At 64.8% G+C, this 24,805-nt stretch carries 18 protein-coding genes; 6 read left to right on the top strand and 12 right to left on the bottom strand.

Annotated features, from left to right (window positions below; genetic code table 11):
- The 8 genes from WBR68_RS28765 to kdgD form a co-directional block, all read right to left on the bottom strand.
- Positions 1-1,523: T6SS effector BTH_I2691 family protein (locus WBR68_RS28765; protein ID WP_230695954.1), on the bottom strand; the 1,523-nt coding region annotated here is incomplete at its 3' end.
- A 200-nt stretch (positions 1,524-1,723) separates the two neighbouring features.
- Positions 1,724-2,464: an amino acid ABC transporter ATP-binding protein gene (locus WBR68_RS28760; RefSeq protein WP_050444906.1), complete on the bottom strand. Its 741-nt coding sequence runs from the start codon at positions 2,462-2,464 to the stop codon at positions 1,724-1,726.
- Between the two features lie 40 nt (positions 2,465-2,504).
- Positions 2,505-3,608 (bottom strand): amino acid ABC transporter permease, encoded by a 1,104-nt coding sequence (locus WBR68_RS28755; protein WP_230695953.1) that lies wholly within the window; start codon positions 3,606-3,608, stop codon positions 2,505-2,507.
- Position 3,609: 1 nt separating this feature from the next.
- On the bottom strand, positions 3,610-4,773 hold the full coding sequence (locus WBR68_RS28750) for an amino acid ABC transporter permease (RefSeq protein ID WP_205736992.1): 1,164 nt from the start codon (positions 4,771-4,773) through the stop codon (positions 3,610-3,612).
- A gap of 30 nt (positions 4,774-4,803) precedes the next feature.
- Entirely contained in the window at positions 4,804-6,012 is a 1,209-nt protein-coding gene (locus WBR68_RS28745) for an aminotransferase class I/II-fold pyridoxal phosphate-dependent enzyme (protein ID WP_230695952.1), read from the bottom strand.
- 166 nt (positions 6,013-6,178) lie between these two features.
- Entirely contained in the window at positions 6,179-7,195 is a 1,017-nt protein-coding gene (locus tag WBR68_RS28740; RefSeq protein ID WP_050444902.1) for an amino acid ABC transporter substrate-binding protein, read from the bottom strand.
- A 442-nt stretch (positions 7,196-7,637) separates the two neighbouring features.
- Positions 7,638-8,366: a FadR/GntR family transcriptional regulator gene (locus WBR68_RS28735; RefSeq protein WP_230695951.1), complete on the bottom strand. Its 729-nt coding sequence runs from the start codon at positions 8,364-8,366 to the stop codon at positions 7,638-7,640.
- A 298-nt stretch (positions 8,367-8,664) separates the two neighbouring features.
- On the bottom strand, positions 8,665-9,579 hold the full coding sequence (gene kdgD / locus WBR68_RS28730) for a 5-dehydro-4-deoxyglucarate dehydratase (RefSeq protein ID WP_050445009.1): 915 nt from the start codon (positions 9,577-9,579) through the stop codon (positions 8,665-8,667).
- A 290-nt stretch (positions 9,580-9,869) separates the two neighbouring features.
- Here kdgD and WBR68_RS28725 point away from each other — a divergent pair, with 290 nt between their 5' ends.
- The 5 genes from WBR68_RS28725 to WBR68_RS28705 all read left to right on the top strand — a co-directional run bounded on the left by WBR68_RS28725 (position 9,870) and on the right by WBR68_RS28705 (position 17,065).
- Positions 9,870-10,853 (top strand): Bug family tripartite tricarboxylate transporter substrate binding protein, encoded by a 984-nt coding sequence (locus WBR68_RS28725; RefSeq protein ID WP_083447201.1) that lies wholly within the window; start codon positions 9,870-9,872, stop codon positions 10,851-10,853.
- A 151-nt stretch (positions 10,854-11,004) separates the two neighbouring features.
- Entirely contained in the window at positions 11,005-14,445 is a 3,441-nt protein-coding gene (locus tag WBR68_RS28720; RefSeq protein WP_230695950.1) for a response regulator, read from the top strand.
- Between the two features lie 36 nt (positions 14,446-14,481).
- Complete coding sequence (locus WBR68_RS28715) at positions 14,482-15,321, top strand: CheR family methyltransferase (protein WP_230695949.1); 840 nt, start codon at positions 14,482-14,484, stop codon at positions 15,319-15,321.
- Positions 15,318-15,917 (top strand): chemotaxis protein CheB, encoded by a 600-nt coding sequence (locus WBR68_RS28710; RefSeq protein ID WP_050444898.1) that lies wholly within the window; start codon positions 15,318-15,320, stop codon positions 15,915-15,917. Before WBR68_RS28715 ends, WBR68_RS28710 begins: the two co-directional genes overlap by 4 nt.
- A 20-nt stretch (positions 15,918-15,937) precedes the next feature.
- On the top strand, positions 15,938-17,065 hold the full coding sequence (locus WBR68_RS28705) for a hybrid sensor histidine kinase/response regulator (protein ID WP_230695948.1): 1,128 nt from the start codon (positions 15,938-15,940) through the stop codon (positions 17,063-17,065).
- A 13-nt stretch (positions 17,066-17,078) separates the two neighbouring features.
- On the opposite strand, the gene WBR68_RS28700 is transcribed toward WBR68_RS28705, so the two are convergent.
- From WBR68_RS28700 to WBR68_RS28685, 4 genes are all read right to left on the bottom strand, one after another.
- On the bottom strand, positions 17,079-19,484 hold the full coding sequence (locus WBR68_RS28700; protein WP_230695947.1) for a TonB-dependent receptor: 2,406 nt from the start codon (positions 19,482-19,484) through the stop codon (positions 17,079-17,081).
- A gap of 146 nt (positions 19,485-19,630) precedes the next feature.
- Positions 19,631-20,623 (bottom strand): FecR family protein, encoded by a 993-nt coding sequence (locus WBR68_RS28695; RefSeq protein WP_230695946.1) that lies wholly within the window; start codon positions 20,621-20,623, stop codon positions 19,631-19,633.
- Positions 20,620-21,168 carry a sigma-70 family RNA polymerase sigma factor gene (locus WBR68_RS28690; RefSeq protein WP_230695945.1) on the bottom strand — a complete coding sequence of 183 codons (549 nt, stop codon included), beginning with the start codon at positions 21,166-21,168 and terminating at the stop codon, positions 20,620-20,622. Before WBR68_RS28690 ends, WBR68_RS28695 begins: the two co-directional genes overlap by 4 nt.
- A 148-nt stretch (positions 21,169-21,316) precedes the next feature.
- Positions 21,317-22,900 carry an aldehyde dehydrogenase (NADP(+)) gene (locus tag WBR68_RS28685; RefSeq protein WP_230695944.1) on the bottom strand — a complete coding sequence of 528 codons (1,584 nt, stop codon included), beginning with the start codon at positions 22,898-22,900 and terminating at the stop codon, positions 21,317-21,319.
- Positions 22,901-23,158: 258 nt separating this feature from the next.
- Here WBR68_RS28685 and garD point away from each other — a divergent pair, with 258 nt between their 5' ends.
- Positions 23,159-24,733: a galactarate dehydratase gene (garD, locus tag WBR68_RS28680; protein ID WP_127184505.1), complete on the top strand. Its 1,575-nt coding sequence runs from the start codon at positions 23,159-23,161 to the stop codon at positions 24,731-24,733.
- Positions 24,734-24,805 lie beyond the last annotated feature (72 nt).

Raw genomic sequence — 24,805 nt, 5'->3', positions numbered from 1 at the left:
TTCAGCGCAAAACCACGCATCGCCAAGTTGGCGCGTTCGCTTGGGTTGCCGGTCCACCACTTCTCGATCAGATCCGCCGTACTTTTGCACCCATCCGCGCCCAGCACGCACAAGCCGGTCTGGCCCGCGAAGCGCCAGCCGCTGGCCAGATCCCTATCGTCGTAGACGTCCAATGCGATCAGCAGTTGCTCGCTGGCGAGCCACAGTTCGTGATTCTTGGCGCGCTTGGCGCCGATAGCTTCGGCGGCCTCCGATACGGCGTCGAAGGTTTTCAGCTCCGCGTCCATGTCTTCCACACGCAGCGCCTGCCCAGGTTTTGCGGGAGACAGGTATTTACCGTGAAACCTGCGCTGGTACTCACCGCTATCCAGCTTGGCCTGCATCTTGGCGCGCAGGGTGTCTTCGAACTGTGTGATGTACTGGTCTGCTTCGTTGTCCCAGCGTTCGCGCTCCTCGTCGTTCAAGATCCAGTTGCGGCCCGCCGCCATGCCCGGCTCATAGACCCGGGCGCGTTCTATATCGATGAAGTGTTGGGCTTCCAGCGCGGCCGAGCGGGATTCGAACTGCTGCTTGACGTCGATAAACGCCTGGGCCACCAAGACCTTGCGCTGGTTCTCGATGCCTTTGTCGTCCTTCTTGTCCAAGTACCGCTGCACGGTTTCATAGGCGTCGTTGCGCCAGCTGTTGAGCTGCTGGGTAATCCCGATGGCGTCATGCAGCACGATGCCAAAACCGCGAGCACGGCGCGCGCTTTCCTTCAGGTCCAGGGCGACGATATGGCGTGCGTAGCGATTCTCCGGGTCGGAATACAACTGGCTTGCCAGCACGGCCGCGGTGTCGGGCTGGTCCTGCGCGATGGCATCCGCCAGCGTGTCGTCGATGATGCTGGGGTCCAGCACGTCGGGCGCGCGCGAGCAGGACATCAGCAGTTTGCGGATATCGAACGCTTGTAGTTGATTGCGTAGCGGGCTGAAGCTGGATATCAAGTTCAGCATGCGTGTCGTCAAGGGATCGGGCGTGAACAGGGCGCGAAGTTCTTCGATGTCTTCGGGGGCTTTCAAGCAAAGCGTCCATCCACCCGGGCCGCTCTCGGCCGAGCCATGCAGATCGTGCACGCTGGCTGGCCGTTCATAGATCGGCTCGCGTTCGAAGCGCTGGGGCGCATAGGGAAATACACGCTTCAACAGCCCGCTGTCATAAGTGCGGTAGGCGCTTTCGCAGGACCATTGCTCCCTGAAGCGCTTGGTGAACAGGTAGAGATAACCCCTGCGCATCGTGCGTACGGCATAGCGCGCTTGCTCGCCCTGTAGCGGTGGCAATTCGGCGGCAAGGTGGGGCGGTAGCGCCGGCGCCAACACGTCCAGGCCGGAGTCGGCGTCGGTCAGGACGGCGTAGCGCAGGGGCAGGATGGCGACTTCGCTCTTGCACGCGACGACGGCGCTGGGGCCGGCGTCGCAACGGGTCCTGTCGGCGATGCGCAGGATTTTCGGCAGCAGCGATTCCAGGCTGGGATGGGTGGTCATGGCTAGTGGCGTGAAGGGGACTGCCAGGAAGGCGTGAAACCCTCCATGTTCCGCTTCTAGCCTGCCTGTTTCTATAGGATGGTTACGAAATCGCTCAGCCCATCCCTGCCAAACCCCCGCGCAAAAAAATGCCGTCCTTCAGGACGGCATTTCACCTCTGTTCCGCATCGGCGCCAATCACGCCGATGAAGGCGCGCGGCTTAGTGCAGGATCTGGCTCAGGAACAGTTTTGTCCGTTCATTCTGCGGGTTGTCGAAGAATGCGTCGGGGTCGTTCTGTTCGATGATCTCTCCCCGGTCCATGAAGATCACGCGATTGGCGACTTTGCGCGCGAAGCCCATTTCGTGGGTCACGCAGATCATCGTCATGCCGCTTTCCTGAGCCAGCGTCACCATCACGTCCAGCACTTCCTTGACCATTTCCGGGTCCAGCGCGGAAGTGGGTTCGTCAAACAGCATGACCTTCGGGTTCATGCACAAGGACCGCGCAATCGCCACGCGCTGCTGCTGGCCGCCCGACAACTGGCCGGGGAATTTCCTGGCCTGATCGGGAATGCGTACGCGTTCCAGGTACTTCATCGCCGTGGCTTCGGCTTGCGCGCGTGGCTGTTTCAGTACCCACATGGGTCCCAGCGTCAGGTTTTCCAGTACGGTCAGGTGCGGGAACAGGTTGAAGTGCTGGAACACCATGCCGACTTCGCGGCGGATGGTCTCGATGTGCTTGAGGTCGTTGGTCAGTTCGGTGCCGTCGACGATGATCTGCCCTTGCTGGTGTTCTTCCAGGCGGTTGATGCAGCGGATCATCGTGGACTTGCCCGAGCCGGACGGGCCGCACACCACGATGCGTTCGCCGGGCGCCACGTCCAGGTTGATGTTGCGCAGCACGTGGAACTGGCCGTACCACTTGTTCACGCCGTGCAATCGAATAATGGAATCCGACATGCTGGGTCTCCGTAAGGTTTACCGGGGGAGCGCCGCGCAATCAGCGCGCGTGCCCGGTGGCCAGGCGCTTTTCTAGCGCTTGGCTGTATTTGGACATGGAATAGCAAAAGACGAAGTAGATCAGCGAGATGAAGAGATAGGCCTCAACCCCGAAACCCCGCCATGCCGCGTCGGACAAGGCTGCCTTGGCGGCCAGCGTCAAATCGAAGATGCCGATGATGACAACCAGCGACGTGTCCTTGAACAGGCTGATGAAAATGCCGACCAGAGGCGGAATCACGATCTTCAGCGCCTGCGGCAGGATGATCTTGCGCATCTGTTGCCAGTAATTCAGGCCCAGCGAATCCGCGCCTTCATACTGGCCTTTCGGAATCGCCTGCAAGCCGCCGCGCACCGTTTCGGCAATGTAGGCCGCGGCGAACAGGATGATGGCGATCTGTGCCCGCAGCAGCTTGTCGATGGTGAATCCTTCGGGCAGGAACAAGGGCAGCATCACCGACGACATGAACAACAGGCTGATCAGCGGCACGCCACGGATCAGCTCGATGTACACGACGCACAGCGCCTTGATGGCGGGCATTTTCGAACGCCGGCCCAGCGCCAGCATCACGCCGATGGGGAAGGCGAAGGCAATGCCGAAGGTGGCCAATATCAAGGTCAGCGGCAGGCCGCCCCAGCGCGAGTTCTCGACGTACGTCAGGCCGAACACGCCGCCCCACATCAAGAGCGCCACGGCCGTCAGGCCACCCGTCCAGATCAGCGCCAGCTTGCCGTTCCAGAAGCGTCGCATGCCGCTGCACGCGATCACGCCGACGAGGAGCAGCGTGGCGATCAGTGGCCGCCATTGTTCATCGAAAGGATAGGTGCCGAACAGGATCAGCCGGTGCTTTTCCACGATGAACGCCCAGCAGGCGCCGCCGACCGACGCGCGGCATTCCGTGGCGTCGGTCGCGGTGAAGTTGGCTTTCAGGAAAGCCCATTCCACCAGCGCCGGCAACGACATCAACAGAAACCACGCCAGCAGTACCGTGATCAGGATGTTCAGCGGCGACGAGAACAGGCGGGACCGTACCCATGCCCAGGCGCCCACCTGGGTGCTGGGCGGGGGCAGGGCTTCGGTGAAGGAGTGCGTAGTGCTGCTCATCTCAACGCTCCACCAGCGCGATGCGCTTGTTGTACCAATTCATGAATATTGAAATCGACAGACTGACCGTCAGATACGCGCCCATGATGATGAGGATGCCCTCAATGGCCTGGCCGGTTTGGTTCAGCGTGGTGTTCACCACCGAGACGATGTCCGGATAGCCGATGGCGACCGCCAGCGAACTGTTCTTCAGCAGATTCAAGTACTGGCTGGTCATGGGCGGAATGATGACGCGCAAAGCCTGCGGAAGCACAACCAGGCGCAGCACTTTCGCGCGCGGCAGGCCCAACGAACCGGCGGCCTCCCATTGGCCGTTGTTGACCGCCTGGATGCCAGAGCGCACCACTTCCGCGATGAACGCCGAGGTGTAGACGGTCAGGCCCAGGAACAGGGCGACAAACTCCGGCGACAGCGTCAGCCCGCCGACAAAGTTGAAGCCTTTCAAGGCCGGCATGTCCAGCGTCAACGATGCGCCGCCGGCCAGCCAGCCCACGAACGGCAAGCCGATCAACAGGCCGATGGCCGCGCGGCCCAGCGGAAACACGCGGCCCGTGGCTTCCTGGCGCTTCGTGCCCCACTGGCCCAGGAGCAGGATGCCGACGATAGCCAGCGCCAGTCCGCCCAGCACCCAGTCCAGCGACGCGCCTTCCAGCCCGGGCACTTTCAGACCTCGGTTGGAAATGAACACGCCCGGCATGGGGTTGTGCGCCTGGCGCGGGCCCGGCATGTTTTCGGTGATCAGCGCATACCAGAAGAACAGTTGCAACAAGAGCGGCACGTTGCGCATCACCTCGACGTAGACCGAGGTGATTTTCTTCACGAGCCAGTTCTTCGACAAGCGGCCCACGCCGATGAAAACGCCCAGGATGGTCGCCGCAACCAAGGCCAACAGGCCAACTCGCAGCGTGTTCAGCACGCCCACGAAAATGGCGCGGCCATAGGTGTCGGCGGGGCCGTAGGCGATCACGGATTCGCCTATGGCAAAGCCCGCCTCGCGGTCCAGAAAGCCGAAGCCCGTGGCGATGTTGCGCATCGACAGGTTGTGCAGCGTGTTGTGCACCAGGAACCAGACGCCCGCCCCGACCAGCGTCAGGGCCAGCACCTGGTAGACCAGCGCGCGGGTGGCCGGGTCGTTCCAGGACACCCGGTGCGCGGGCCGCGGCACTGGGGATAGCGCGGTGTTCTTGGCCACGACTTAGTCCGCCATCAAGACTTTGACGGCCGCTTCCAGGCAGTCCATGCCTTGCTCGATGACTTCGGTGGACGTCGCGAACGAGAAACGCACGTAGGGCGACAAGCCGTACGAACCGCCGTCAATCACCGCCACGCCGGCTTCGCGCAGGAAGAACAGGCTGACGTCCAGGTCAGTCTTCAGTTCGCCGGCCGGGCCAGTGCGGCCGATCAGGCCGTGCACATTGGCGTACACGTAGAAGGCGCCGTCGGGCATCGCGCACGAAATGCCGGGAATGGCGTTCAGGCGGCGCACGATCAGGTCGCGGCGGGCTTGAAAGATGTCGACCATCTGGGTGACGCTGGATTGGTCGCCTTCCAGGGCGGCTTGCGCGGCCACTTGCGAGATGGCGCTGGGGCAGGACGTGCTTTGCGACATGACGGTGCTCATCGCCTTGATCAGGTCGGCCGGCCCGGCGCCATAACCCACGCGCCAGCCCGTCATGGCGTAGGACTTGGACATGCCGTTGACGATCAGCGTGCGTTCGATCAAGCGCGGCTCGACCTGCACGGGCGAGGCATGCGCCTGGCCGTTGTAGCAAAAGGGCGCATAGATTTCATCGCTAAGAATCCAGACCTGCGGATGACGGAGCAACACGTCGGTCAGGGCGTGCAGTTCAGCAGCGCTATACACGGCGCCGCTGGGATTGCTGGGGGAATTCAGGATCAACCAGCGCGTGCGCGGCGTGATGGCGGCTTCCAGCGTGGCGGCGTCCAGCTTGAAACCTTGCGATTCCGGGCCAGTCACGACCACGGGCTTGCCTTCGTTCAACAGCACCATGTCGGGGTACGAGACCCAGTACGGCGCGCAGACGATGACTTCATCGCCGGGTTCCAGGCTGGCCGTCAACGCGGCGCCGATGATCTGCTTGGCGCCCGCGCCCACGGTGATCTGGTCCATGCCGTAGGCTACGCCCAGGCTCAGTTGCAGGCTGTTGGCGATGGCGCGGCGCAGGCCGACGGTGCCATTCGGGCTGGTGTAGCGGATGTCGCCGCTGGCGATGGCGTCCTGGCCGGCGCGCGCGATGTGGGCGGGCGTGGACATGTCGGGTTCGCCGAGCGTGAAGTCGGCGATCTCGCGGCCCTGGCGGCGCAATTCGTCCACGACGATCTTGGCGGCCATGCTGGGCGAAGGTTTGATCTGTTTCAGGCGGGCGTTGACGATGCTGTTCATGGTTGCAACGTAAAAGAGGCAAACGGGGCCGTGCGATGGCCGGCTTGCGGGTAAAGAGAAAAGCGGCTTCGCGTGGAAGGCGAAGCCGCGCACGGGCGCGGTGGTGCGACGGCGCGGGGTTTTGAATGCACGTGCGTCGTCGCGAAGGCGAGGGCGGGGCGGGCGCTTAGCGCACCGGCCAGCCGTACATCAGGCCGCCCTGGGTCCATTGCTTGTTCAGGCCGCGCTCCAGCTTCAGCGGGCTGTCCTTGCCCATGGCGCGGTCATAGCTTTCGCCGTAGTTGCCCACCTGCTTGATGATGTTGTAGGCCCACTTGTCGTCCAGCCCCAGGTTCTTGCCCATTCCCGGCGTCACGCCCAGGATGCGTTGCACGTTGGGGTTCGTGCTCTTCAACATGTCATCCACGTTCTTGGACGTGATGCCGTATTCCTCGGCTTCCAGCATCGCGTTCAGCGACCAGCGCACCACGTTGAACCATTGCTCGTCGCCTTGGCGGACCATCGGGCCCAAGGGTTCCTTGGACAGGTTTTCCGTCAGGATTTCCCAGTCTTCCGGCTTGGCCAGGCGCGTGCGCATGTTGGCGGCGGTGTTGGACTTGTCGTTGGTGTAAGCGTCGCAACGCCCCGTTTCCAGCAGGCGGAAGTTTTCGTCGTAGTTCTCGACCAGCACCGGCTTGAACGTCAGGCCACGGCTGCGGAAGTAGTCTGCCAGGTTCAGTTCGGTGGTGGTGCCGGGCTGCACGCAGATCGTCGCGCCGTCCAGTTCCTTGACGCTTTTCACGTTCATGGATTTCTTGACGATCAGGCCTTGCGCGTCATAGAAGTTCACGCCCACGCCGATCAGGCCCAGCGTGGTGTCGCGGGTCAGCGTCTGCGTGGTGTTGCGCGACAGCATGTCGATTTCGCCGGACTGCAAGGCGGTGAACTTGGCTTGCGCGGTCAACACATTGCCCTTGACCTTGGAGGCGTCGCCGAACATGGCGGCGGCCACGGCGCGGCACATATCCACGTCCAGGCCCGTCCATTCGCCCTTGCTGTCCAACACCGAGAAGCCGGGAATGCCGGCAAAGCCGCACTGCAAGAAACCCTTTTTCTTGACGGCATCGAACGTCACGCCGGCTTGCGCGCCAGAGGCGGCGCACAGCAAAGTCGCCGCAACGGCGGTGGTCAGAAACTTACGCATGAAGAATGCTCCTGGGGAGGGGGTCGAAAACGCTTGGGATAAGCGGGGGAAAGCCGAAACCTTCCGCAACGCGCGCAGCCGATCGCCGGCCGGGGCCGGGCAGTGGCGCACGAGTGCGGAGGGGAAAGGGAAGCGGGCCCGGAACGGGCGCGGTGTGACCGGACTATGCGGTCAGGGGGTATGCCGATGGATACGCGTCGTGTAGCGCTGGAACGTGGTGCGTAGGGAAAGGATCGGACTCATCGGCGGTACTTGTACAACGTGGGTCATAACGAGGGTCATGCTTGGCGGGGCGGGCAGGGCCGGCAAACCGGCGTCCTTCCCGACCGCTAAGTCATAAGACGTATGATGGCAGTGGTCATACAAGCTAGCAAGTAAGGGGATTCCCGTAATTGCCGTGCCGGCGGTGACATTGCCGGCACGGTTCACCTGGTAAAACGGCTTACTGCGCGGGGCCTTGAGATAGCAGTTTGCGGTAGCGCGCGATGCTGTCGCCCAGATGGCGAGCCATGGCGGCGCGCGCGGCGCCGGGGTCGCGGCGCATGATGGCCGTCAGGATGGCTTCGTGCTCGCGCACGTTGCGGGTTTCGTAGGTTTCCAATTCTTCGGGCGTCTTGCCGCCGTGCTTGATGTTCAAGTCCAGCATGACGTCGCGCACGGCGGCGCGCAGCAGCGCGGGAAAGTGCGGGTTGTTCGACGCCTTGGCGATGGACAGATGGAATTCGTAGTCGGCCTTGACGGCGGCTTCCATGTCGCGCGTGGCGCGGTTGAAGGCGTCGAACGCTTCGACGATGCCGCTCAGGTCGGACGCGCTGCGGCGCTCGGCCGCCAGCCCACAGGCTTCGACTTCAAGCCCCGCGCGCAGCTCCATGATGTGCAGCGCCCAGCGCGGATCGGTGGCCGGTTCGATGACGAAGTCGATGGGCTTTTCGCGGTCTTCGGTGACGAATACGCCGATGCCGGGCTTGCTGACCAACCGGCCGCTCAGGCGCATCGACGCGACCGCTTCGCGGATGACCGTGCGGCTGACGTTGAATTCGTCGCACAGTGCGTGTTCCGACGGCAGCTTGTCGCCGGCGCGATAGGTGCGGGCATCCAGGCGCTTGTTCAGTTCCTCGATGACCACGTCTGTCAGGCGCGAACGCTGGCGGGGCCGGGCGGGAGTTTCCATCGTCTCTCTTATGGGGGTGTGGCAATTGCAGCGGGCCATGAGCCCGCGTCCGGAGCCGCAAGTGTACGCCTTCCAGACGCCGCGGCCGGGCGTTCAACGGGGCGATAGAACGGGGTTCCGGCGTTGATGCCACGATATCGAGCCCGCCGGAACAGTATGCTGTATGACAACATACAGGTGAGACAAACGGCGATGCGGGTTTGTGCCCAATGCGTCGGCAAAAACAGTGAGCAAAAAAACGCCCTCGAAAATCCGAGGGCGTTCTTGTCAGCCAGTGGCTGGTTTTATAGCTGGGCGTTTACTGGGGCCCGAGCTTCTTGATCAGCGCGTTGAGCATTTCCATTTCTTCGCCGGTCAGGTCGGTCAGCGGCGCGCGCACGGGGCCGGCGTCATGGCCGACAAGTTTCGCGCCAGCCTTGACGATGCTGACGGCGTAGCCGGCCTTGCGATTGCGGATTTCCAGGTACGGCAGGAAGAAGTCGTCCAGCAAGCGGTTGGTGGTGTCGGAATCTCCGGCGGCAATGGCGCGGTAGAAGTCCATGGCGGTCTTGGGCACGAAGTTGAAGACGGCCGAGGAATACACCGGCACGCCCAGCGCGCGGTAGGCGGCGGCATAGACTTCGGCGGTGGGCAGGCCGCCCAGGTACGAGAAGCGGTCGCCCATTTTGCGGCGGATGCGGACCATGGCTTCGATGTCGCCGATGCCGTCCTTGAAGCCGACCAGGTTGGGGCAGCGTTCGGCCAACTGGGCCAGGCTGTCGGCCGACAGGCGCGACTGCGCGCGGTTGTAAACGATGACGCCGATCTTGACCGACTTGCAAACCTGTTCGACGTGGGCGGCGATGCCGTCCTGGGCCGCTTCGGTCAGGTAGTGGGGCAGCAGCAGGATGCCCTTGGCGCCCTGGCGCTCGGCTTCTTGTGCATAGGCGATGGCGGTGCGGGTGGGGCCGCCCGCGCCGGCCAGGATGGGCACCTTGCCGGCGCAGGTCTGCACGGCGGTGCGGACGACGTCTGAATATTCCTGGGGCGCCAAGGAAAAGAACTCGCCCGTGCCGCCGGCGGCGAACAGCGCGGTGGCGCCGTACGGGGCCAGCCATTCCAGGCGGGCGGCGTAGGTCTTGGGGTTGAAATCGCCGTTCTGGTCAAAGTCCGTCACGGGGAAGGAGAGCAAGCCTTCCGATACGATTTCCTTGAGTTCCTGGGGAGTCGTCATGCCTTCATCCAATAAAAAGTAAGTAAGAAAAGCGATCTGGGCGATGGCGGGGCCATCTGTCTTGAATAGATGTCGGTCATCGTACAACATGAAATTAAGGTAGGCAATAGGTCCGGGATGCGCTCGGATCTTGAGTGAAGAATCGCTACATCCCGCGGTAAAAAAAGCTCCGTAATTACCCTAGATTGAAATGCCGGTATTTGCCGCAGTATTCTCCGTTTCCGATAAGTTGTACGACAACGTACAAGAAAAGACGACCTTACCCTCGGGTCCCAATCAGGAGACAAACCTTGAAGGCATTTCCCTTGTTCCGCCGTACCTTGGCCGCGCTGGCCCTGACCACCCTGGGCGTCGCCGCCCATGCCGCCGACGACTGGCCGGCCGCCAAGCCGATCACCCTGGTGGTGCCGTTCGCGGCGGGCGGCACGTCCGACATCCTGGGCCGGATGGTCGCGCAGGAACTGGGCGCCAGCCTGAGCCAGACCGTGCTGGTGGAAAACAAGGGCGGGGCGGGCGGCGTGCTGGGCGCCGACGCGGTGGCGCGCGCCAAGCCGGACGGCTACACCTTGCTGCTGGGCACCATTGCCACGCACGCGATCAACCCGGCGCTGTTGCCCGGCATCAACTACAACGCCGCCCGCGACTTTGCGCCGGTGATCTTGCTGGGCAGCATCTCGAACGTGTTGCTGGTGGGCGCGAACCAGCCCTATAAGACGGTGCAGGACGTGGTGGCGGCGGCCAAGGCCAACCCGGACACCATCGCTTTTGGTTCGGCGGGCCAGGGCACGTCGCAGCATCTGTCGGGCGAAGTGTTCAAGCAATTGACCGGCGCGCATCTCACGCACGTGCCGTACCGAGGCAGCGCGCCAGCCATCCAGGACCTGATCGGCGGCCAGATTCCCAGCTCGTTTGAAACCGCGCTGGTGGCTCTGCCTTATGTGAAGAGCGGCAAGGTGCGCGCGCTGGCCGTCACGTCAGCCAAGCGCACCGAGGTCATGCCCGACGTGCCCACCATGCAGGAAGCGGGCGTGGCGGGGTTCGACGTCAGCAGTTGGCAGGGCATTTACGCGCCCGCCAATACGCCGCCGGCGGTGGTCGACCGCTTGAACAAGGCGATTGCGGCCATCATCGCCAAGCCCGAGGTGGACGCGAAGATGAAGGGCCTGGGCTTGGCGTACACGCCGAACACGCCTGCCGAGTTCAACGCGTTTCAAACCGGGGAACAAGCCAAGTGGGCAAAGATCATTGCGGACGGCAAGTTGCGACCCCAGTAAGCGGGGCCAAACCGGCAGGGCGGGCGGGGCAGCGGGGCGGCCAGCCGGCGCGGCAGGGCGGCGGGAAAAATTCCGGTAGGATTTCACCTTTAGCGAATTCCCGACGCGAATTCCTGCCACGAATTCCCAGCCCCAACCCCCACCCGCCACCATGCCAAAATCGTCGTCGCAGCCCGCCAACCGCTCTGCCTTTCCTCGGACGCTGCTGGCCGGTTTCTTGACGGCGGCGCTTGCCACGCTGCTGATCGCCTTCGTCAACGTGCGCTCGGCTGATGGACGGTCCAACGCGGTCATGGCCATGGACCGCAGCACCGAGACCCTGCGCCAGCTGAGCCTGTTCAATTCAGCGGTCAAGGATGCCGAGATCGGCCAGCGCGGCTATCTGCTTACCGGCGACCCCTCTTATCTGGAACCGTATCTGCGTTCGCTGCCCTTGATCCAGCAGCGCCTTGCCGTGATCCGGGGGGCCACCGACCACGACTCCGGGCAGCGCCGCCTGGTCAACGATATCGAAGGCATCACCCGACAGAAGCTGGCCGAGTTGCAGAGCACCATCGACATGCGCAAGGCGGGCAACGTGGAAGGCGCGCTGGCCGTGGTCCGTACCGACACCGGCAAAGAGGCGATGGATCGGCTGCGCGACCTGGTCGCTGATTTGTACACGCGGCAGATGGAGGAACTGGCGGCGGGCAAGAACGCCTGGTCCGACGCCACCACCACCTCGGCCTATTACTCCTGGGGCGGTTCGCTGCTGTTGCTGGTGCTGATCTCCATTTCGGCCGGCATGACCGTACGCGAATATCAGGCCAAGGCGCGCCAGTCCTGGGTGACGACCGGGCTTTCGGGCCTTAGTCTGCGGCTGCAGGGCGATCAGCGTCTGGACGAGATCGGCAAGCGCACGCTGGACTACCTGGCCGAATACCTGAATGCGGACGTGGGCGCGGGCTATGTGGTCGAGCGCAGTACGGGGGAATTGGAATTGTTCGGCGGCTTCGCGCTGCCGCCCGAACGTCTGGCGCAAAAATTCCTGCCCGCCGAAGGGCTGACGGGCCAGGCGGTCACCTCGCGCCGCTTGCTGCATGTGCGCGACGTGCCGGCGGGGCATTTGGAATTGGCCTCGGCCGTGGGGCGCTCCAATCCGGCTGAACTGATGCTGGCGCCCGCCATGCATAACAACCGCGTCTATGCCGTGATTGAACTGGGCTTCAATCACCCAGTGGGTGACCTGGAGCGCAGCCTGCTGGAAGGCGCGTCGGAAATGCTGGCGTCGGCGATCCGCGCGGGTCAGGACCGTAGCCGCCTTGAGGCGCTGCTGGAAGAAACCCAGCGTCAGGCGGAAGAACTGCAGACGCAGCAGGAAGAACTGCGCGTCAGCAATGAAGAGCTTGAGCAGCAAAGCCGCATCCTGCAGGAGTCGCAGGCGCGCATGGAACTGCAGCAGACCGAGCTTGAGCAGACCAATACCAATCTGGAAGCGCAGGCCGAACAGTTGCTGCGGGTGCAGGGCGCGCTGACCGAAAAAGCGCGCCAACTGACGCAGGCCAGCCAGTTCAAGAGCGAGTTCCTGGCCAACATGAGCCACGAATTGCGCACGCCCTTGAATTCCACGCTGATCCTGGCCAAGCTGCTGTCGGACAACAAACCGGGCAACCTCAGCGCCGAGCAGGTCAAGTACGCGCAGACCATTTACGCGGCCGGCAGCGACCTGCTGACGCTGATCAACGACATTCTGGATCTGGCCAAGATCGAGGCCGGACAGGCCACCATGGAAATCGAGCAGGTGCCCATTGCGCCGACCTTGCAGCGCCTGCTGGAGCCGTTGCGGCCGATGGCGTTGGAAAAAGGCCTGGCGTTGGAGCTGGACATCGAGCAGGCCGTGCCCGCCACCATGCATACCGACCCCAAGCGCCTGGGCCAGGTGCTGAAGAACCTGTTGTCCAATGCGCTGAAATTCACCGAGCGCGGCAACGTCACCTTGCGGGTGTCGCGGGTGCTGGGGCAAGGGCGCGAGCGGCTGGCCTTTGCCGTGCACGACACCGGCATTGGTGTTCCGGCCGAGCAACAGGAATTGATTTTTGAAGCGTTCCGCCAGGCCGACGGCAGCACCCATCGCAAGTACGGCGGCACGGGGCTGGGCCTGTCGATTTCGCGCGACCTGGCCGAACTGCTGGGCGGCAAGCTGACCGTGACAAGCACGCCCGGGCAGGGCAGCGTCTTTACCCTGGAAGTGCCGGTGCGCCTGGAAGGCCAGCAGCCAGCGACCGGTGCGGGTGGCGCGGCGGCATCGTCCCGGGCCACGGCGCCGACCTTGTGGGATGCGCCCAAGCAACGCCCGCCCGTGGCTCAAGCGCGGCCTGCCACGGCGCCCGCCGCTGAACCGCCCGCCAGCGACGGCCCGGAGTCCGATCGCAGCATTCTGGTCATTGAAGATGACGAGCGCTTTGCCGGCATTCTTGCCGATCTGGCGCGCGAAATGGGCTTTGGCTGCCTGTTGGCGCACACCGCGACGGACGGCCTGGACCTGGCGGTGCGCAAGCGGCCCAACGCCATCGTGCTGGATGTGAACCTGCCCGACTTTTCCGGCCTGGGCGTGCTGGACCAACTGAAGCGCAACCCGCAGACCCGGCATATTCCCGTGCACGTGGTGTCGGTGGCCGACTATGCGCAGGAAGCCATGGGCCGAGGCGCGGTGGGCTACGCGCTGAAACCGGTCAAGCGCGAAGAGCTGGTCGAAGCCTTGCGGCGCCTGGAGGCCAAGTTCACGCAGCATGTGCGGCGCGTGCTGGTGGTGGAAGATGACGACCGCCAACGCGAAAGCGTGCGCCAACTGCTGGCGCGCAATGACGTCGAGATCGTGCCCGCCGCCACGGCGCAGGCCGCACTGGCATTGCTGCGCGAGAACACCTTTGATTGCGTAGTGATGGACTTGAACCTGCCCGACATGAGCGGCTACGAGTTGCTGGAACAGATGGCCGAGCAGGACAGCGTGTCGTTCCCGCCGGTCATCGTCTATACGGGCCGCGCGCTGTCGCGCGACGAAGAGCAGCACCTGCGCCGCTTTTCCAAATCCATCATCATCAAGGACGCGCGTTCGCCCGAGCGCCTGCTGGACGAGGTGACCTTGTTCCTGCATCAGGTGGAAGCCGAACTGCCGCCCGAGCACCGCCAGATGCTGGAGCTGGCGCGCAGCCGCGATTCGGCGCTGGAGGGCCGCACGGTGCTGGTGGTGGAGGATGACGTGCGCAATGTGTTCGCGCTGTCCAGCATCCTGGAGCCCACCGGCCTGCGGGTGGAAATTGCGCGCAATGGCCGCGAGGCGCTGGATGCGCTGGAGCGCGCCGGGGCTGATGGCGTGCCCGCGATCGACCTGGTGCTGATGGACATCATGATGCCCGAGATGGACGGCTACACGGCGATGCGCCACATTCGCAATCGGCCCGAGTGGCGGCGCTTGCCCATCATTGCGCTGACCGCCAAGGCCATGAAGGACGATCAGGAAAAGTGTCTGGCGGCGGGCGCCAATGACTACATCGCCAAGCCGCTGGACGTTGAACGGCTGCTGTCCCTGGTGCGCGTCTGGATGCGCAGCTAACGCTGCCGCCCGCGCCGATTTCCGCAGAACACCCCCATGCCCGCCTCCGCCAAAGCCCGTGTTGATGATATCGAGCAGCGCCTGCTGCTTGATGCGATCTATCACCATTACCACTACGACTTTCGGCAATATGCGCAGGCCTCGCTGAAGCGGCGCCTGCAAAGCGCGCTGACGCAGTTCGGCTGCAAAACGCTGTCGCAACTGCAAGACCGCGTGCTGCACGAGCCCTCGGTATTTACCGCGCTGCTGCAATTCCTGACCGTGCAGGTCAGCGACATGTTTCGCGATCCGGCGTATTTTCTGGCGCTGCGCACCGAGGTCATTCCCCTCTTGCGCACCTATCCGTCCATCAAAGTGTGGGTGGCGGGGTGCAGCGCGGGCGAAGAGGTCTATTCGCTTGCCATCCTGCTGGCCGAAGAAGGCTTGCTGGACCGCGCGCTGATCTACGCCACTGACATCAACCCGCACGCGCTGCGCGCCGCCGAGCAGGGCGTGTTCGACCTGGACCGGGTGGCGGCCTTCAGCAACAACCACGCGCGGTCCGGCGGGCGTACGTCTTTGTCGGACCACTACACGGCCCGGTACGGGCGTGTGGTGTTCGACAAGCGCTTGCGCGAACACATGGTGTTTTCGGATCACAGCCTGGCCACCGACAGCGTGTTTGCCGAAGTGCACCTGATTTCGTGCCGCAATGTGCTGATCTATTTCGAGCGCGACCTGCAAAGCCGCGCGCTGGGGCTGTTTCACGACGCGCTGGTGCATCGCGGCTTTCTGGGTTTGGGCTCGCGCGAGTCGCTGCGGTTTTCGGCGCAGGCCGACAACTTCGACGACTTCGTGCTGGAAGAGCGCATTTACCGCAAGAAGGCGGGGCTATGAGCGCGAATGCCGGGCCATGGAACCGCATTGACGCCATCGTCATCGGCGGGTCGTCGGGCGCCATCGACGCCTTGAACGCGCTGGTGCCGGCCTTGCCCGCGCGGCTGTGCGCGGCGGTGATCGTGGTGCTGCACCTGCCACGCGACCGCCGCAGCCTGCTCGTGGATATTTTCCGCGAACGCTGCGCCTTGCCCGTGCTGGAGGCGGAAGACCAGCTTCCGATACAGCCCGGCCATCTGTACTTTGCGCCCCCGGACTACCACTTGCTGGTGGACCAGGGGCCTCGCCTGGCCTTGTCGGTGGGCGCGCCCGTGTTTTTTTCGCGGCCATCGATTGACGTCTTGTTTGAATCCGCCGCCGACAGCTATGGCGACCGATTGATGGGCATCTTGCTGTCCGGCGCGAACGAAGACGGCGCGCAAGGCCTGGCGGCGATCAACGCCGCCGGGGGCCGCACCGTGGTGCAAGCGCCGTCGTCCGCCGCCATGCCCACCATGCCGAATGCGGCATTGGCGCGTTTTGCCGTGGACGATGTCCTGACGCCTGACGAAATTGCCGCCATGCTGTCCCAATTGCCAACGCAGCCTGTGCTGTAACCCAACACTGCCTTGACACCATGTTCCTGACGCCCCCCAAACCACAAGAAGAACGCATCAAGTGCCTGCTGGTCGACGATGTACCCGAAAACCTCGTCGCGCTGGAAGCGCTGCTGGATAGCAGCCGGGTCCAGGTGCTGAAAGCACAGTCCGGCCCCGAAGCGCTTGAACTGCTGCTGAACCATGGCGACGTGGCCCTGGCCCTGCTGGATGTGCAAATGCCCGACATGAACGGCTTCGAACTGGCCGAGCTGATCCGGGGCAGCGAGCGCACCCGCCACATTCCGCTGATTTTCATCACCGCCGGCTCGCGCGAGCAGAACTGGCAGTTCCGTGGCTACGAAAGCGGCGCCGTGGACTTTCTGTACAAGCCGATCGACCCGCACATGCTGCGCATGAAGGCCAACGTGTTCTTCGAACTGCACGAGCGCAAGCGCGCGCTGGCGCAGCAGTTGGAAGAGCGCACCGAAGCCCTGCGCATCAACGAGATGTTCATGGCGGTGCTAAGCCATGACCTGCGTACGCCTTTGCAGTCCATCGTCATGGGCGCGGCCCTGCTGCAGCGGCAGAACGACCCGACGCGCGTGGCCGGCCTGGCCCAGCGCATGCTGCAAAGCAGTGAGCGCATGGCGCGGCTGATCGACGACCTGCTGGACGTGACGCGCATCCGCCAGGCTGGCGGCCTGACGCTGGCGTCGGCGCCGCAGCGCATGGATACGCTGGTGCGCCGCACGGTGGATGAAGCGCAGACGGGCTTTCCCGACCGCCAGATCGATTGTGATTGCGTGGGCGACATGGCGGGCGTGTGGGACGGCGAACGCCTGTGCCAGGTGTTTGCCAACCTGATTGGCAACGCCTTGCACCATGGCGAGCGCGATGTACCCGTGCATGTAGAGGCCGATGGCGCGGCGGCGGACCGGGTCACCGTGACCGTCAGCAATGGCGGCACGATTGCCCCGGCTTTGCTGCCGCACCTGTTCAACCCGTTTCGCCGGGGCGAGCGCCGGGCCGACAACCCTGACGGGCTGGGCCTGGGGCTGTTCATTGCGCAGCAGATCGTGCAGAGCCATGGCGGGCGCATCAACGCGGAATCACGCGATGGCATCACCCGCTTTCGGGTAGAGCTGCCGCGCGGGGGCGCGGCCTAGTTACCGCGTCCGATCAGAACTCCGCCGACACCGACAGCAGCACCGTCCGGGGCGCGCCAACGGTCAGGCCTTCGCGCGCGGCGGACTGCCAGTAGTTCTTGTTGAACACGTTTTCCACCGTGGCTCGCACCACCATCGGCGTGCCGTTGGCGTTGAACGCATAGCGCGCGCCCAGGTCGAAGCGCGTCCAGCCCGGGATCGTCTGCGTGTTGCCGACGTCCACGTACTGCTGGGTGGTGCGCAGCATGCGCGCGGTCAAGGTCAGGCCTTGCAGAAAGGGCGTGTCCCATTCCGCCGCCGCGTTGAATTGAAAGCGCGGCACGGCCGGTGCGTGGTTGCCATCGTTGACGCCGCCTTCCGTGCGGGTCAGGCGCGCGTCGGTGTAGGCCACGCCGCCCAGCAGTCGCACACCGGGCGCGGCGTCACCTTGCACCAGGAATTCCAGGCCGCGATTGCGCTGCTGGCCGTTGGACACGTAGCGCAGCGAGGCCGGATCCAGATAGCTGCTGGGCTTTTCAATCTGGAACGCGCTGAGCGTGGTGGAGAAGTCGCCGAAGTCGTACTTGCCGCCCACTTCGATCTGCTTGGCGATTTCCGGGGCAAACATCTCACCCGCGTTGACGGCGCCTTCAGGCGCGGTGGCGCCCTGGCTCAAGCCCTCGATGTAGTTGCCGTACAGCGACAGGCGTTGCGTGGGGCGCACCGTCAAGGCGAAGGCGGGCGTGACGGCCGACTTCTTGTATTCGGACGCGGTGCGGCCCGTGGCGGCATCGAAGTTGGTCGATTCGATACGCTGGTGCCGGAAGCCCGCAATGATCTGGACGCGGTCATCGGCAAACGACAGCTTGTCGGCCAGCGCCACGCTGTATAAGCGCGACTCACTGGTGCGGGGCAGGTCGCCGGGGCGCGCGATGTTCGGCTTGGGCAGGTCGGCCGGGTCGTACAGGTTGGAAAAGATGGTGCTGGAACGGATGCGCGCCGACGAATAGTCGATGTCCAGCGCGCTGGCGCTGATCGAGGGCTCGTGCTTGACGGGGCCGGTGTTGAAGCGACCACGCAGGCCGACTTCGCCGGTCTTGCTCAGCAGCGATTCATTCAGGCGGGCGGGCACGGCGCCGATGTCGCCATTGGTGTCCAGCATCAGCCAACTGGTTTGCAGGCTTTCAAAGTCGTGCTTGCGCGCGCCGATTGCGCCATACACCGTCCAATCCGGCGTCAGGTCGTATTCGGCGCGCAGCGCGCCCGACCATTCCTTGGTTTTCCAATAGGTCCACGATGGGAAGAAGTTGCGGCGCGCGTCGGGCGCGGAACCGATGTCCGTGCCCGGCGCCGGCGCGAAGAGCAAGCCGCTGCGTGCGTCGGTGTTGCGGTTCTGGTAGTTGATGTCGCCGTCTACTCGGAAGCGCTCGCCTTGGTAGTCCAGGCCCAGCGCCACCGCGCCCAGGCTTTCCTTGGACCCGTCCTGGGGCAGGTCGCCATCGCTGCCGGCCACGTTCAGGCGCACGCCCCATTCCTTGCTGTCGCCGTAGCGGCGCGCCAGGTCGGCGTGGACGCCGAACTGCGAGTCGCCGATGTAGTTGACCGTGTAGCGGTTAAGCGGTTCGGCCCCGGCGCGCTTGGGCACCAGGTTGATGGCCCCGCCCACCGAGCCGTAAGGGGCCATGCCGTTGAGCAGGGCATTGGGGCCACGCAGCACTTCCACGCGTTCGACACCGATCAGTGAACTGGCGTTGCGCGGCGACACGCCGTACAGGCCGTTGAACGATACGTCATAGTTGAACAGCGTGAAGCCGCGGATGTTGAACTCGTCGCGCCCCGCGCCGCGTGAATAGGTGTTGCGCACCGATGGGTCGTTGACCAGCACGTCGCCAATGTTCTGCGCCTGTTGGTCTTCGATCAGCTTGGCGGTGTATTGCGTGGCGCTGAACGGCGTGTCCATGTCGCTCATGTTGCCCAAGAGGCCGACGCGGCCGCCCGTGGCCACCTGGCCGCCCGCGTAGGCGGGGGGCAGGCCGCTACCCAGCCCGGTGGCGGTCACGGTGACCGGTTCCAGCGTGGTGGCGGTGCCCGCGTCGGGGATGGCGGACAGACGGAACTGGTTGGGCGCCTCGCGCGTGGCGCGCAGGCCGGTGCCGGCCAGCGCCTGGCTCAGGGCGTCGGCGCGGGAATAGCGTCCGCGCACGCCGCTGCTTTGGCGGCCGGCCAGCAGTTGCGGCGGGGCGGCCAGCAAGATGCCGGTTTCATTGGCCAGGCGGGTCAGCACCTGCGCGACGGGGGCGGCGGGAATGTCGAACGTCAGCAGTTCACTGGCCTGGCCGGCGCCCGCCGCCGTGGGCTGGGCATGCAGGGCCGGCGCCCAGATCGCCGACAGGGCGAGGGCCAGCGCCAGCGTGGGGGCGGGGGTAAAACGATGGGACATGACGGAACCTGTGCGCGCTTGCGAAAAAGGAAAAGGAAGTTGGCAATGTCCTGCGTTGCAGGAGCTCTCACTTTCCTAAATCGAACCTGTCTTCAAAACCCGGAACCGCCGCGCGGACTTTTTTTGATTTTTTTTGGATTTATTTTCTACGCACGCGGTTCAAGGCTGATCCACCAGGGCAAGGTGCGCTGCAGGCGGATGGGCAGCACCGAGGCCAGCATGTCCAGCGCGCGGTCCACGTCGTTCAGCGGATAGCTGCCAAACACCGGCAGATTCCGCAGTGGCGGCGCCAGGCCCAGGTGCCCGGCATGGTAGCGGCGTAGCGCCGCCACCACTTCCGACAAAGGCGTGCCGTCGGCCAGCAGCAAGCCTTGGCGCCAGCTTTCGCGCGCGGGGTCGGCCGGCGCCAGGGGCTGCAAGGTGTCGCGGCTGAACCGCGCCTGCCGGCCCGCCGAGACGACTTCGCTGGCGCCCGAACGCAAGGTGGTCACGCGGACCGCGCCGTCATAGACGGCGACCAACGTGTCCGTGTCGGCCTCGCTGATCGAAAAGCGCGTGCCCAGGGCCTGCAAAGAGCCTTGTTCGGTGTCCACGAAAAACGGGCGCAGCGGGTCCTTGCCGGTATCGACGAGGATTTCGCCCGCCACCAATTGCAGCCGACGCTGCGTGTCGCTGTAGGCCACGTTGAAGGCGCTGAGCGCATTGATCCAGACGCGGGTGCCGTCAGCCAGTGTCACTTGCCGCGTTTCGCCCACGCCGGCGCGGTAGTCGGTGCCCCATAGGGTGGCCAGGGTGGACAAGGGTGTCTGGCGCCATGCGGTCCAGCCCAAGCACGACAGGCCGAAAGCCGCGCCCAAGCCCAGCAAGACCTGGCGCCGACGGCGCGGCGCGGCACTGATGGCCTGGTGGAACGCCGACACGGCGGCGTTGCGGTCGGGGCTGGTTTGCAAGGGGTTGAAGCGGCGATCGATGCGTTCCACGTAGCTCCAGGCCTGGCGCTGCTCGGCGCCCCGGTCCAGCCACTGCCGCCATTGCTGGCGCTCGGCGGCGGACGCCTGGCCGGTGCGCAGCAAGGCGTACCACTCGGCGGCTTCTTCCATGACGTCGTGCGTGGGTTCGGACGCGGCCAGGGTGTTCATGGCGTGGCCGGGGCGGGGGTGATCGTTTCGGCGACCAGTCGGGCTTCGAGCTTCATGCAGCACAGCATGGCGCGCGCCACGTACTTGCGCACCATGCGCGCGGATACGTTCAGCGTGTCGGCCACTTCCTGGTCAGTCATTTCGCAGGCCACCGCCATGACGAAGGCGTGCGCAACCTTGGGCGGCAGTTCACGCAACATGGTGTCGATTTCGCCCAGCGCCTCAAGCACCATGGCCTGGTCCTCGGCGGACGACACGGTGGGTTCGGGTTGGGCGGCAAGCGCGTCCAGCCAGGCTTGTTCCAGGCTGCGGCGGCGCCATAGGTCCACGCACATGCCGTTGGCCATCTTGCGCAAGTAGCTGCGCGCCTGCTGCGGGGTGTCGAAGTGGCAGGGGCGGGTCAAGAGTCGCACGAAAGCGTCGTGCGCCAGGTCCGCCGCGTCGGCTGCGTTGCCCAGGCGCCAGTTCACCCAGGCCAGCAACCAGTGGTGATGGTTGCCGTACAGGTGTTCAAAGTCCTGGGACAAAGGGGGGGCAGCGCTCAAGATCCCGCTCGCTCGCGATAAGTGTCCGCATCCATGAACAGCGATTAATGCTAATGCGAACACTTATCAATTATTTAACGAGCGCAGATTATGGCTTGCCCCCCGTGGCCTTGGCAACCCGGGATAAAACCAGTGTGGCGCTGCGGCGTCAGGCTGGCGTCATCACCCCATCGACCATGCGCATGAGCGACAGCGGGTTGGCGCGCTTGACGCCGTCGGGCAGCAGCGCGTCGGGCAGGTCCTGGTAGCAGACCGGGCGCAGGAAGCGGCGAATCGCGGTGGCGCCCACCGACGTGGACGCCGGGTTCGACGTGGCCGGGAAGGGGCCGCCATGCACCATGGCGTGGCTGACTTCCACGCCGGTCGGGTAGCCGTTGGCCAGGATGCGGCCGGCCTTGCGTTCCAGCACGGGCAGCAGCGCTTGGGCTTGCGCCACGTCGGCATCGTCCACGAACAGAGTGGCCGTCAACTGGCCTTCCAGGTGCTCGGCCACGGCCGTCATCTGGGCCACGTCGCGGCAGGCCACCACCAGTGAGGCGGGGCCGAACACTTCGGCTTCCAGCTCGTGCGACGCCAGGAAGCGGTCGGCTTGCGTGCCGAACACGACCGCGCCGGCGGCGTTGGCTTCCGGCTTGGACGCTTCGCCCTGGCCCAGCGTGGTGACGCTGGCGTGCTTGGCCAGCGCGTCGGCGCCGTCCTGGTAGGCGGCAAAGATACCGGGGGTAAGCATGGTGGCCGCACCCTTGGCTTTGACGGCTTCGGCGGCGGCTTGACGGAAGCGGTCCAGCGCCGGGCCTTCCACGCCGATCACCAGGCCGGGGTTGGTGCAGAACTGGCCCACGCCCATGGCCAGTGAATCCACAAACCCACGGGCGATGGCTTCGGCGCGCGCGTCCAGGGCGGCCGGCATCAGGAACACCGGGTTGATGCTGGACATTTCGGCGTAGACGGGAATCGGCACCGGGCGGGCATTGGCGGCCGCAACCAGCGCCAGTCCGCCACGGCGCGAGCCCGTGAAGCCGACGGCGGCAATGGCCGGGTGCGAAACGAGGGCGGTGCCGATTTCGCTACCGGCGCCAAACAGCAACGAGAAGGTGCCTTCGGGCAAGCCGTGCTTGGCGACGGCGGCCTGGATCACGCGGCCCACCATTTCAGAGGCGCCGGGATGCGCATTGTGCGCCTTGACGATGACGGGGCAACCGGCGGCCAGCGCCGATGCGGTGTCACCGCCAGCCACCGAGAAGGCCAGCGGGAAGTTGCTGGCGCCGAACACCGCCACGGGGCCCAGCGGCACGTTGGCCAGGCGCAGGTCGGCGCGCGGCAGTGGCTGGCGTTCCGGTTGCGCGGGGTCGATGGTGGCGTCCAGGAAGTAGCCGTCGCGCACCACGCGCGCAAACAGGCGCAACTGGCCCACGGTGCGGCCACGTTCGCCTTGCAGGCGCGCCACGGGCAGGCCGGTTTCCAGGTGGGTGCGTTCAATCAGCGCGTCACCCAGCGCCAGGATGCCTTCGGCGATGCTTTCCAGGAACTGCGCGCGGGTTTCCAGCGGCGCGGCGCGGTAGGGGTCAAAGGCGGCGCGGGCCAACTCAGCGGCTCGCGCGACGTCGTCCGCCGATCCCGCGGGGAAGGCGGGTTCCAGGCGTTCGCCGGTGGCGGGGTTGATGGCGTGTTGCGCCGCGCCCGAGCCCAGGACGGCGCTGTTGCCGATCAGCATTTGGCCGGTCAGGGTCATGATGAATTCTCCAAAAAAGACAGCCCCTGGTCGGGGGCGTAGGTGCGCGGTAGATGCCGCGTTGAATGTAAGTCATCGTACAACACGAAACACCCCAATTTCAAGATGATTGCTCTATGTATGTACTTGTAGACAAGGGGAAACCCGAAATTTATTCATCAACTATTTCGCGGATATTCTCATGGTTGTACGATAACGAACCCGATGCGCGGATTCGTGTGCATCGCTGCGTATCTCCCTCAGGCAAAAGGATTTTTCATGCAGGTTGCGGCAGACCAAACACCGGTGCTTATCAAGATTCACCCGCAAGACAATGTGGCGATCGTGGCCAACGAAGGGGGGCTGCCTGCCGGCACGGTGTTGCCCGATGGCTTGCAACTGGTGGACGCCGTGCCGCAAGGGCACAAGGTGGCCTTGCAAGACCTGGCCGAAGGCGAACCCGTGGTGCGCTACAACGTGGTGGTGGGTTTTGCCGCCAAGGATCTGCCGCGCGGCAGCTGGATCAACGAGCGTGTCACCACCATGCCCACCGCGCGCACCTTGCAAGACCTGCCCGTGGGCACGCGCATCACGCCGCTGCCGCCGCTGGAGGGCTACACGTTCGAGGGCTACCGCAACGCCGACGGCACCGTGGGCACGCGCAATATCCTGGCCATCAGCACCACGGTGCAATGCGTGCAGGGCGTGGTCGAACACGCCGTGGCGCGCATCCGGCAGGAACTGTTGCCGCGCTACCCCAACGTGGACGACGTGGTCGGGATCGAACACACCTACGGCTGCGGCGTGGCCATTGATGCCCCCGGCGCGGCGATTCCCATCCGCACCCTGCACAACATCGCCCGCAACCCGAACTTCGGCGGCACGTCCATGGTGGTCAGCCTGGGCTGCGAAAAGCTGCAACCCGAACGGCTGCTGGCGCCGGGCGCCATTCCGATCCGCGCGGGCGAGGGCATGGGCGCCGACGGTGAAGGCGTGGACACCATCGTGCTGCAAGACGAAGAGAACGTGGGCTTTCAGTCGATGATCGACCTGATCATGCGCACCGCCGAACGCCATCTGCAAAAGCTGAATGCGCGCCGCCGCGAAACCTGCCCGGTGTCGGACCTGACGGTAGGTGTGCAATGCGGCGGCAGCGACGCCTTTTCGGGCTTGACGGCCAACCCCGCCGTGGGTTTCGCCACCGACCTGCTGGTGCGCGCGGGCGGCACCGTGATGTTCTCCGAGACCACCGAAGTGCGCGACGGCATCGACCAGTTGACCGCGCGCGCCGCCACGCCCGAAGTGGCCGACGCGTTGATACGCGAGATGGCCTGGTACGACGATTACCTGCAACGCGGCATGGCCGACCGCAGCGCCAACACCAGCCCGGGCAACAAGAAGGGTGGCTTGTCGAACATCGTGGAAAAGGCGATGGGGTCGATCGTGAAGTCGGGCTCGTCGCCCATCCACGGCGTGCTGTCGCCCGGCAACCGCCTCACGCAAAAGGGCCTGATCTTTGCCGCCACGCCCGCCAGCGATTTCATCTGCGGCACGCTGCAACTGGCGGCCGGCATGAACCTGCACATCTTCACCACCGGGCGCGGCACGCCCTACGGACTGGCGCAGGTGCCGGTCATCAAGGTGGCCACGCGCGACAGCCTGGCGCGCCGCTGGCATGACCTGATGGACGTGAACGCCGGCCGTATCGCCACGGGCCAGGCGTCTATCGAAGACGTGGGCTGGGAGCTGTTTCGCCTGATGCTGGACGTGGCCAGCGGCCGCCAGCAGACCTGTGCGGAAAAGCTCAAGCTGCACAACGCCCTGGCGCTGTTCAACCCCGGCCCGGTGACTTAAGGGCCAAAGGCCCGCCGCCTGCCGCCCACCCGCTCGACCGCATTGCCATCGCACTACACCGACAAAAGGAGA

Origin of the sequence: Achromobacter sp. JD-1 (genome assembly GCF_038594925.1) — a bacterium.
In the GTDB taxonomy this organism is placed as follows: Bacteria; Pseudomonadota; Gammaproteobacteria; order Burkholderiales; family Burkholderiaceae_B; genus Achromobacter; species Achromobacter spanius_C.
Note: the sequence above shows the minus strand (reverse complement) of the source record. Positions and strands in the feature narration are given on the sequence as shown.